The sequence below is a fragment of the Herbaspirillum sp. BH-1 genome (assembly GCF_002870055.1).
Taxonomy (GTDB): Bacteria; Pseudomonadota; Gammaproteobacteria; order Burkholderiales; family Burkholderiaceae_D; genus Herbaspirillum; species Herbaspirillum frisingense.
This window is the reverse complement of sequence record NZ_PKOI01000038.1, coordinates 1-9,895: the sequence shown is the minus strand read 5'-3', so window position 1 is coordinate 9,895 and position 9,895 is coordinate 1. Positions and strand designations below refer to the sequence as shown.

Below are 9,895 nucleotides of genomic sequence, written 5' to 3'. Positions count from 1 at the left end.
CAAGCCCTCTGGCACTGCCTCCCGCCAGATATTTCTGCACTACTTCCTGCTTGAACTTCACATCGTACTTCGCCATAAAAAACACCCCAAAGGTTGGATTTATGTCCAACTTTTGGGGTGCAGTTCACGGGCGAGGTTTTTCCTGCACGCGAAGATCAGTTCAGGCGAACAGTCGTGCCAGCTCGACGCCCGGTTCCGGCGCCCGCATGAAGGCTTCGCCGACCAGGAAGGCGTGGACGTCGGCGTCGCGCATGCGCTTGACGTCGTCCGGGGTGGCGATGGCCGATTCGGTGACCACCAGCTTTTCCGGCGGGATGCGCGGCAGCAGGCCCAGCGTGGTATCGAGCGTGGTCTCGAAGGTGCGCAGGTTGCGGTTGTTGATGCCGAACAGGCGCGTCTTCAGCTTCAGGGCCGCATCCAGCTCGGCGCTGTCATGCACTTCCACCAGCACGCTCATGCCCAGCTCGTGGGCGCAGGCTTCCATGTCGGCCATCAGGCCGTGGTCCAGCGCGGCCACGATCAGCAGGATGGCATCGGCGCCCCAGGAGCGAGCCTGGTAGATCTGATAGTGATCGACCATGAAATCCTTGCGCAGGACCGGCAGCGCGCAGGCGGCGCGGGCCTGCTTGAGATAGTCGGGCGACCCCTGGAAGAACTGCTCGTCGGTCAAGACCGACAGGCAGGCCGCGCCGTGGGCGGCATAGCTGACAGCGATCTCGGCCGGCTTGAAGTCGGGGCGGATCACGCCCTTGGAGGGGGAGGCCTTCTTGACTTCGGCAATCACGCCGGCCTGGCCGTTGGCGATCTTGTCGCGCAGGCTGGTCTCGAAGTTGCGCAGTTCGGAGCGCAGCTCGCTGTCGGTTTCGACGTCGCGGCGCAGGCTGGCCAGGTCGCGCTGCTTTTGCGCGATGCGGATTTCCTCGGCCTTGACGTCGAGGATCTTGTTGAGGATGTCGGACATGGGCTTCCTTGTCGGATTAGTGTTTGCCGCCAAGCTGGCGCGTGACTTGCACGAACTGGTCCAGCTTGGCGCGGGCGGCGCCGGAGGCGATGGTGGCGCGCGCGGTGGCCAGGCCATCGGCAATCGAGGGGGCCACGCCGGCGGCATACAGGGCGGTGGCGGCATTGATCAGTACGATGTCGTGCACCGGACCGGGTTCCCCGCGCAGGGCTTCGAAGATTTTCTCCTTGGACTCGGTCGAGTTCGCCACCTGCAGATTGCGGCTGGCGAACATGGACAGGCCGTAGTCTTCCGGGTGGATTTCATATTCGCGGATCTCGCCATTGACCAGCTCGCCCACCATGGTGGCGCCGCCCAGGGTGACTTCGTCCAGGTTGTCGCGCCCCCAGACCACGATGGCGTGTTGCGCGCCCAGGCGTTGCAGCACGCGTACCTGAATGCCGACCAGGTCGGCATGGAATACGCCCATCAGGATATTGGGGGCGCCGGCCGGATTGGTCAGCGGCCCGAGGATATTGAAGATAGTGCGCACGCCCAGCTCCTTGCGCACCGGGGCGGCGTGCTTCATGGCGGCGTGATGGTTGGGGGCGAACATGAAGCCGATGCCGCTCTGGGCGATCGATTGCGCCACCTGTTCCGGCTGCAGGTTGATGTCCGCGCCCAGGGCTTCGAGCACGTCGGCGCTGCCCGAGGAGGAGGACACGCTGCGTCCGCCGTGCTTGGCTACGCGCGCACCGGCAGCGGCAGCCACGAACATGGAAGCGGTGGAGATGTTGAAGGTGTGGGCGCCGTCGCCGCCGGTGCCGACGATGTCCAGCAGGCCGGTGGTGTCGGCCATCGGTACCTTGGTGGCGAATTCGCGCATGACCTGCGCGGCGGCGGCGATCTCGCCGATGCTTTCCTTTTTCACGCGCAGGCCCATGGTGAGGGCAGCGATCATGACCGGCGACATCTCGCCGCCCATGATCTGGCGGAACAGGGTCAGCATTTCGTCGTGGAAGATTTCGCGGTGTTCGATACAGCGCAACAGCGCTTCTTGCGGGGTGATAGGCATGTCTGGTCTCTTTTTGGTGTCGTGGTCCCGGCGCGGCCTCAGCCGTGGGCGCTGCCGGTCAGGAAGTTCTTGAGCAGGGCGTGGCCGTGCTCGGAGAGGATGGACTCGGGGTGGAATTGCACCCCTTGCAGCTCGAACTGCTTGTGGCGCACGCCCATGATCTCGCCGTCATCGGTCCAGGCGGTCACTTCCAGGCAGTCCGGCAGCGTGGCGCGTTCGATGGCCAGCGAGTGGTAGCGGATCACGGTGTAGGGCGAGGGCAGGTCCTTGAAGACGCCCACGCCGGTATGGGCGATTTTCGATGTCTTGCCATGCATGACCTGCTTGGCGCGCACGATGTTGCCGCCGAAGGCTTCGCCGATGGCCTGGTGGCCGAGGCAGACACCCAGGATGGGCAGCTTGCCCGAGAATTCCTTCAACAGGTCCACGCAGATGCCGGCTTCCTTGGGGCTGCAGGGGCCGGGGGAGAGGCAGATGCGCTCGGGATTGAGCTTCTTGATGTCATCGAGCGTGATCTCGTCATTGCGGATGGTCAGCACCTCCTCGCCGAGTTCGCCGAAGTATTGCACCAGGTTGTAGGTGAAGGAGTCGTAGTTGTCGATCATCAGCAGCATTTAGATTTCTCCATCCAGGCCATCTTGCACTTGTTCAGCGGCGCGCAGCACAGCACGCGCCTTGTTTTCGGTTTCTTCCCATTCCATTTCCGGCACCGAGTCGGCCACGATGCCGGCGGCGGCTTGCACGTACAGCGTGCCATCCTTGATGACGCCGGTGCGAATCGCAATGGCCACGTCCATCTCGCCACCGAAGGAGAGATAGCCGCAGGCGCCGCCGTAGATGCCGCGTTTGCTGGGTTCCAGCTCGTCGATGATTTCCATGGCCCGTACCTTGGGCGCGCCCGACAGGGTGCCGGCGGGGAAGGTGGCCTTGAGCACATCCAGGTTGGACATGCCGGGCTTGAGGATGCCTTCGACGTTGGAGACGATGTGCTGCACGTGGGAGTATTTTTCGATCACCATCTGGTCGGTGACCTTGACGCTGCCAGTGGTGGCGATGCGGCCGATGTCGTTGCGGGCCAGATCGATCAGCATGACGTGCTCGGCGATTTCCTTGGGGTCGGCCAGCAGTTCGCGGGCCAGCTGTTCGTCGCGCTCGATGGTGGAGCCGCGCGGGCGGGTGCCGGCCAGGGGGCGGATGGTGATCTTCTTCTGGCCTTCGCCGATGGATTCGTTGCGCACCAGGATTTCCGGCGAGGCGCCGACGATCTGCATGTCGCCGAAGTTGTAGAAGTACATGTAGGGCGAGGGGTTCAGCGAACGCAGCGCGCGGTACAGCATCAGCGGCGAATCGACATAGGACTTCTTCAGGCGCTGGCCGATCTGCACCTGCATCAGGTCGCCGGCCATCACGTATTCCTTGGCGCGGGCTACGGCCTTGAGATATTCATCCTTGGGGAATTCGCGGATGGTCTCGGTGCGCACCGAACCGGTGGTGACCGGCGCATCGGCCGGGCGGCGCAGCATGGCGCGCAGGTCGCGCAGGCGTTGGCGCCCGCGGGAGAAGGCTTCCGGTTGGGTAGGGTCGGCGTAGACGATCAGGTAGAGCTTGCCGGAGAGGTTGTCGATGACGGCCAGTTCTTCGGTCAGCAGCAGCTGGATGTCCGGCAGGCCCAGGGTATCGGGCGGGGCGCTGTCTTCCAGGCGCTTTTCGATATAGCGCACCGCGTCGTAGCCGAAGTAGCCGGCCAGGCCGCCGCAGAAGCGCGGCATGCCGGGGCGGATGGCGACCTTGAAGCGGGACTGGTATTCGGCAATGAACTCCAGCGCATTGCCTTCGGCGGTTTCGATGACGACGTCATTCTTCAGGACTTCGATCTGCTTGCCACTGCAGCGGATCTTGGTGGAGGCGGGCAGGCCGATAAAGGAGTAGCGGCCGAAGCGCTCGCCACCGACCACCGACTCCAGCAGGAAGGTGTTCTTGCCGGTGTTGTGGCTCTGGGCCAGCTTGAGATAGAGCGTCAGCGGGGTTTCCAGGTCGGCGAAGGCTTCGGCGATCAGGGGGATGCGGTTGTAGCCTTCGGTGGCCAGCGATTTGAATTCGAGTTCGGTCATGTTTCACTCCAGACCGCCATTGTAGGGTACGCAGCGCTGGCCACCGGGCGGCGCGCAGGCGCAATGAGCGCGATGCACACGAAGCACGTGGACAGGTGCGGACTCTCGTCAGCGGTGTCGTTGTTTGAATTGCGGGAAATGCAGGGGATGCGGTACTACAACAAACGACCCGGCGCGCAGGTGCGGCCAGGTCCAGGCGTCAATCACTGAGCCTGGAATTGCCAGCGTCGCCACAGCCAGGCCTCAGGGGCGGCTGTAGTTTGTGCGGTACGTTTGTTGTTGCGAAACATGGATGTGGGGTCGCGGTTCGATCTTTGGTCTATCGACCGGTGGCTGACAGGGTGTCAATCCACCGAGATTTGCTGCGCTGCTTCTACAAGCGTCGAAACTATACCATCCGAATCGACGTCGTGTATAGATTCACCGTGGTTGTATCCATACGGAACATTCAGGACACGGCATCCCGCTGCACGGGCGGCCTGGGCGTCATTGCTGGAGTCGCCGATGGCGACCACCTGGGCCGGGGCCAGGCCGAAATCCTCGCACACCTGCAACAGCGGCATGGGGTCCGGTTTCTTGCGGGGGAAGGAGTCGCCGCCATAGACGATCTCGAAGAAGCCGGAGAGGCCCTTCTTTTCCAGCAGCGGCACGGCGAATGCCAGCGGCTTGTTGGTCACGCAGGCCAGGCGCAGGCCTTTCTCGCGCATGGCCTGCAAGCCTTCGAGCACGCCCGGGTAGAGCGAGGAGTAGTCACCGTTGATGGCCAGGTAGTGCTCGGTATAGGCATCCAGTGCCTGCTGGAAGTATTGCGCCGCTTCGTCTTCGGGATAGTCCACGGCCAATACCCGGCGGATCAGGTTTTCCGTTCCCTTGCCGACGAAGTTGACGATGGTTTCCTGCGACAGGGGCGTCAGGCCCAACTCCGCACGCATGCGGTTGACTGCGACATGGAAGTCGGCTGCGGTGTCCAGCATGGTGCCGTCGAGGTCGATGATGGCGGCTTTGATGTTGGTCAGCTTGCTCATGTGCGCGGGAAACCTCGTGGTCGGTTCGTCAATGGGTGGCGGGTTGGGGCAAAGGCAGAAGGGGCGGGCTCAGACCTGCGCCAGTTCGGCGCGCATGGCGTCGATCACGGCCTTGTAGTCGGGCTTACCGAAGATGGCGGAGCCGGCCACGAAGGTGTCGGCACCGGCACGGGCGGCGGCGGCGATGTTCTCGACCTTGATGCCGCCATCGACTTCCAGCAGGATGTCGCGGCCGGATTCATCGATGCGGCGGCGCACTTCGGCGATCTTCTTCAGCGCTTCGGGAATGAAGGACTGGCCGCCGAAACCGGGGTTCACCGACATGATCAGGACCATGTCCAGCTTGTCCATGACGTGATCCAGATAGTGCAACGGCGTGCCGGGGTTGAACACCAGGCCGGCCTTGCAGCCGTTGTCGCGGATCAGTTGCAGCGAGCGGTCGATGTGCTCGGAGGCTTCCGGGTGGAAGGTGATCAGGTTGGCGCCGGCCTTGGCGAAGTCGGGGATGATGCGGTCCACCGGCTTGACCATCAGGTGCACGTCGATGGGGACCTGTACATGTGGGCGGATCGCTTCGCACACCAGCGGGCCGATGGTCAGGTTGGGCACGTAATGGTTGTCCATCACGTCGAAGTGGATGAAATCGGCGCCGGCGGCGACGACATTGCGCACTTCTTCACCCAGACGGGCGAAATCGGCGGACAGGATGCTGGGGGCGATACGATAGGTCGGCATGGCTGTAAAAAAAGGATGGCTGAATCGACGGCGGCCCCGGCGTTCGGCACGGAGGCGGCAAAGCTGCTATTTTACCCTGTCGCCGGGCGCTGACGCGCTGACGGAACGTTGCGGCTTGCGCTGCGTGACGAATTCGTGTGCAATCGGGGATGGTCGCTGCGAGTTTTCTTCGTGCGCGGCCCGACATAACGACAACACAGGAAAAATCCCATGGCAGCGTACGAGTTCACGGTGACGGTCAAGACCCAGTACCTGGAGGAACAATCCGATCCATCGCGTTCGCACTACGTGTTCGCCTATGCGATCACCATCGCCAACACCGGCACCGTGCCGGCCCAGCTGATCTCGCGCCACTGGGTGATCACCGATGCCAACAACCACGTCGAGGAAGTGCGCGGGCTGGGTGTGGTAGGCCATCAGCCCTTCCTGCAACCGGGCGAACAGTTCGAATACACCAGCGGTACCTCGCTCAAGACGCCGCAGGGCAGCATGCACGGCGAGTATTTCTGTGTGGCCGAGGATGGCGAACAGTTCGATGCCCGGATTCCCGAGTTCGTCCTTTCCCTTCCGCGCACGCTGCATTGAAATGAAGGTTTTGGAGGTGACCAGCGGATTTTTCAGCGCTGGTCGCTGTCTGTCTGCTCTCGTGCCTGCTGCTGCGCCTGCTGTTGCCGGGTGACTGGCCTGCCGTTCTTTTCCTTGCGGCCCGAGAACATGGTCCACCAGACGATGAAGACCAGCAGAAAGAAGGCGGCGCAGGCCTCCAGGATCAACCACAACATGAATTTGTCTCCGATGTCATTGAATCGTTTGAATCGCTTGAATCGTTCCTTCAGCCTGGCCTCGCTCAGGCGCCTCAGTGTACCCGCATTGGCAGTCTCGGTCGCCGTCCTGCTGGCGGCCTGCCAGACCACGCCGCTGACCACGCCGCCGGTGAGCCAGCCGCCGGCCAAGCCGACCGTCCAGCCGGGGCCGGCCATGCGCGCCACCACTTTCTCGCAGCTGCCGGGATGGAGTAATGATGACCTGCGCGAGGCCTGGCCGGCCTTGCAGTCTTCCTGCTCGGTGCTGATCCGCAAGCCGGAGTGGCGCGCCGCCTGTGGTGCAGCCCAACAGGTCAATGCCGGCGACCTGGGCTTCCTGCGCCAGTATTTCGAGACCTATTTCACGCCTTACCAGCTGTTCAACCCCGACGGTACCGATACCGGTCTGGTCACTGGCTATTACGAGCCGCTGCTGCGCGGTTCGCGCCGTCGTGCCGGGCCTTACCAGACGCCGCTGTATCAGGCTCCCGATGACTTGCTGACCATCGACATGGCCAGCGTCTATCCGGAATTGAAGAACCTGCGCCTGCGCGGCAAGGTGGTGGGGCGCAAGGTAGTACCCTATCCCACCCGCGCCGAGTTGATGCAGAGCAATAATCTGGCTGGCAAGGAGATCGTGTGGGTGGATGATCCGGTGGAGGCCTTCTTCCTGCAGGTACAAGGTTCCGGCCGGGTCTATCTGCCGGAGTCGCGCGAGACCATTCGCCTGGCCTATGCTGACCAGAATGGCCGCCCTTACAAATCCATAGGCCGCTATCTGGTGGACAAGGGGGAGATGGAGCTCTCCCAGGCGTCGGCCCAGAACATCAAGGCCTGGGTTCAGGCCAATCCGGCGCGCAAGGAAGAGTTGCTCAACGCCAATCCCAGCTATGTCTTCTTCAAGGAGGAAAAGCTGCCCGATCCGTCGAAGGGGCCGAAGGGTGCCCAGGGTATCCCGTTGACGCCGCAGCGCTCGATCGCGATCGATCCGCAGCATGTCCCGCTGGGTGCGCCGGTCTTCCTGGCGACCACCCTTCCCAATAGCGATAGGCCGCTCCAGCGCCTGGTGGTGGCACAGGATACCGGCGGTGCCATTCGCGGCGTGGTGCGTGCAGACTACTTCTGGGGCTTTGGCGACGAAGCCGAGGACCGCGCGGGCTCGATGAAGCAGCGGGGGATGATGTGGGTGCTGCTGCCTAAGGGGATGAATCCGCCTGGTGGTAACTGAACTTCAGATTTCTTCGGAGTAATGAAAAAGCCTGGTCCGGAAATGGACCAGGCTTTTCCCGTTGAAGGGGCCAGTCAGCGTAGTACCAGCACTGGAATGGTGGAGTGTGCCAGCACCTTTTGGGTCTTGCTGCCGAGGAACATACGCGAGAGTCCGCTGCGGCCGTGCGAGGACATGAAGATGGCATCGCAGCCGTGAAGCTGGGCAGCCTTGATGATTTCCTCATCCGGGTTGAAGGACATCACGATCTCGGTCTGGCATGGCACGCCGGCTGCTGTAGCAGCATCGGAGATCTTCTTGATGTGCTGGTTGGCCAGGGTCTTGACGTTTTCCTCGTAGAGGGCGGGATCGATGGCCATCGAGCTTTCGGCCAGTGGAGAGAATGGGTACGGTTCCGCGACCGAGATACCGATGAGGCGCGCGCCGCAGTGCCTGGCGTAATCCACAGCGGTGGCGATGGCCTTGTCCGAACGTTCGGAGCCGTCGGTGGGTACGAGTATGGTCTTGAACATGGAGGCCTCCTTGTCGATGAAGTTTGGTTCACGCGTGATGGTGGTTAGATGACTCCAATATAGTCTGGTGCCGCCTTGCTCGCATGAAATTATCGGCAGTCATTGCGCCAGGTCGGACTTCCTCATTATTTTTGGCTTATTCTTGCACATCGCCGTACCGGGTTTGTGCCACGTCCGGGCGGTTCCCCGATTCATCCATAAGAAGGAGACCTACATGAGCTACGAAAACATCCTGGTCGAGACGCACGGCCAGGTTGGCCTGATCCGCCTGAACCGCCCCAAGGCGCTCAACGCACTGAGCGATGCCCTGATGATCGAACTGGGCGAGGCCCTGCTGGCATTCGATGCCCAGGATGAGATCGGATGCGTCATCGTCACCGGCAGCGAAAAGGCATTTGCCGCCGGCGCCGATATCAGCGTGATGGCGGGCTATGACTATATGGACGTCTTCAACGGGGAATTCATTACCCGTAACTGGGAAACCGTGCGTCGCGTCCGCAAGCCGGTCATTGCAGCGGTGGCCGGCTACGCGCTCGGTGGCGGCTGTGAGCTGGCGATGATGTGCGATTTCATCATCGCCGCCGACAACGCCAAGTTCGGTCAGCCGGAAATCAAGCTGGGCATCATTCCCGGTGCCGGCGGCACGCAGCGTCTGCCACGTGCCGTTTCCAAGGCCAAGGCCATGGACATGGCGCTGACGGCGCGCATGATGGATGCGCAGGAAGCCGAACGCGCCGGACTGGTGTCGCGCATCGTTCCCGCAGACAAGCTGATGGACGAGGCGATGGCGGCGGCAGTGGCCATTACCGAGATGCCGCGTCAGGTAGCGATGATGGTGAAGGATTCCGTCAACCGGGCCTTTGAGAGCAGCCTGGCCGATGGCATCCGGTATGAACGCGCACTCTTCTATAGTTGCTTTGCGACGGAAGACCAGAAGGAGGGCATGAAAGCCTTCCTGGAAAAGCGGCCGGCAGTCTTCAAGAATGCCTGAATAGATAAGATGAAAAATGGCCGCCCGCCAGGGCGGCCATTTTTGTTTGTAGAGTTTCTGTTTTCAGATTTTGAGCTCAAAGCCATGCCGGGCATGGGTTTGCGTGGCATCGACCATGCCGGCTTCCCGGCTTGGCTAAATTATTTTCGAATATTTTTCAAAAAGTGCTTGCGTGGTGTGGGGCGCGTTGCTATAGTTCGCCCCCTGCTGACGCGACACACGAAGCGAAGTTGAAAAACAGAGCGACGAAGGTGGGCGAGGCAGGTGAGTAGTGAAGCAGTTTGAAGTACGTTTTAAATGGAAGTAGTCGAGCGGTAGTGAAAAGCGAGACGAAAAAATTTAAAACGAATCGCAAAAAAGTAGTTGACGCGATGAACTAACTGCTACATAATCTCGTTTCTCTGCTGCTGACGAACACAACGATTCGCAGCGATGCAAACAGCGCCAGGCGCGTTTGATGCAGATGATCTTTAAA

General features: G+C 61.7%; 11 protein-coding genes. 3 read left to right on the top strand and 8 right to left on the bottom strand.

What is annotated here, in order from left to right; translation table 11 throughout:
• Window positions 1–160: 160 nt before the first annotated feature.
• The 6 genes from trpC to rpe form a co-directional block, all read right to left on the bottom strand.
• Entirely contained in the window at window positions 161–961 is an 801-nt protein-coding gene (gene trpC, locus HBH1_RS24580) for an indole-3-glycerol phosphate synthase TrpC (RefSeq protein ID WP_102664739.1), read from the bottom strand.
• Between the two features lie 16 nt (window positions 962–977).
• Window positions 978–2,015, bottom strand: a complete 1,038-nt coding sequence (trpD, locus tag HBH1_RS24575; protein WP_077235927.1) for an anthranilate phosphoribosyltransferase — start codon at window positions 2,013–2,015, stop codon at window positions 978–980.
• A 38-nt stretch (window positions 2,016–2,053) separates the two neighbouring features.
• Window positions 2,054–2,629, bottom strand: a complete 576-nt coding sequence (locus tag HBH1_RS24570; RefSeq protein ID WP_077235926.1) for an aminodeoxychorismate/anthranilate synthase component II — start codon at window positions 2,627–2,629, stop codon at window positions 2,054–2,056.
• Complete coding sequence (gene trpE, locus HBH1_RS24565; protein WP_006465100.1) at window positions 2,630–4,126, bottom strand: anthranilate synthase component I; 1,497 nt, start codon at window positions 4,124–4,126, stop codon at window positions 2,630–2,632.
• 344 nt (window positions 4,127–4,470) lie between these two features.
• Window positions 4,471–5,151, bottom strand: a complete 681-nt coding sequence (locus HBH1_RS24560) for a phosphoglycolate phosphatase (protein ID WP_102664738.1) — start codon at window positions 5,149–5,151, stop codon at window positions 4,471–4,473.
• A 69-nt stretch (window positions 5,152–5,220) separates the two neighbouring features.
• On the bottom strand, window positions 5,221–5,886 hold the full coding sequence (gene rpe / locus HBH1_RS24555; RefSeq protein WP_006465098.1) for a ribulose-phosphate 3-epimerase: 666 nt from the start codon (window positions 5,884–5,886) through the stop codon (window positions 5,221–5,223).
• Window positions 5,887–6,096: 210 nt separating this feature from the next.
• On the opposite strand from rpe, the gene apaG reads away from it, so the two are divergent.
• On the top strand, window positions 6,097–6,471 hold the full coding sequence (apaG, locus tag HBH1_RS24550; protein WP_006465097.1) for a Co2+/Mg2+ efflux protein ApaG: 375 nt from the start codon (window positions 6,097–6,099) through the stop codon (window positions 6,469–6,471).
• A 32-nt stretch (window positions 6,472–6,503) separates the two neighbouring features.
• On the opposite strand, the gene HBH1_RS25305 is transcribed toward apaG, so the two are convergent.
• Entirely contained in the window at window positions 6,504–6,668 is a 165-nt protein-coding gene (locus tag HBH1_RS25305; protein WP_166758470.1) for a hypothetical protein, read from the bottom strand.
• On the opposite strand from HBH1_RS25305, the gene HBH1_RS24545 reads away from it, so the two are divergent.
• Window positions 6,667–7,917, top strand: coding sequence for a murein transglycosylase A (locus tag HBH1_RS24545; protein WP_102664737.1), 1,251 nt, complete (start codon window positions 6,667–6,669; stop codon window positions 7,915–7,917). The two genes, HBH1_RS25305 and HBH1_RS24545, sit on opposite strands and share 2 nt — an antisense overlap.
• 74 nt (window positions 7,918–7,991) lie before the next feature.
• Here the strand turns inward: HBH1_RS24545 and HBH1_RS24540 are convergent, their stop codons facing one another.
• Window positions 7,992–8,429: a universal stress protein gene (locus HBH1_RS24540; RefSeq protein ID WP_102664736.1), complete on the bottom strand. Its 438-nt coding sequence runs from the start codon at window positions 8,427–8,429 to the stop codon at window positions 7,992–7,994.
• Between the two features lie 214 nt (window positions 8,430–8,643).
• On the opposite strand from HBH1_RS24540, the gene HBH1_RS24535 reads away from it, so the two are divergent.
• Window positions 8,644–9,420: an enoyl-CoA hydratase gene (locus HBH1_RS24535; RefSeq protein WP_102664735.1), complete on the top strand. Its 777-nt coding sequence runs from the start codon at window positions 8,644–8,646 to the stop codon at window positions 9,418–9,420.
• Window positions 9,421–9,895: the final 475 nt, after the last annotated feature.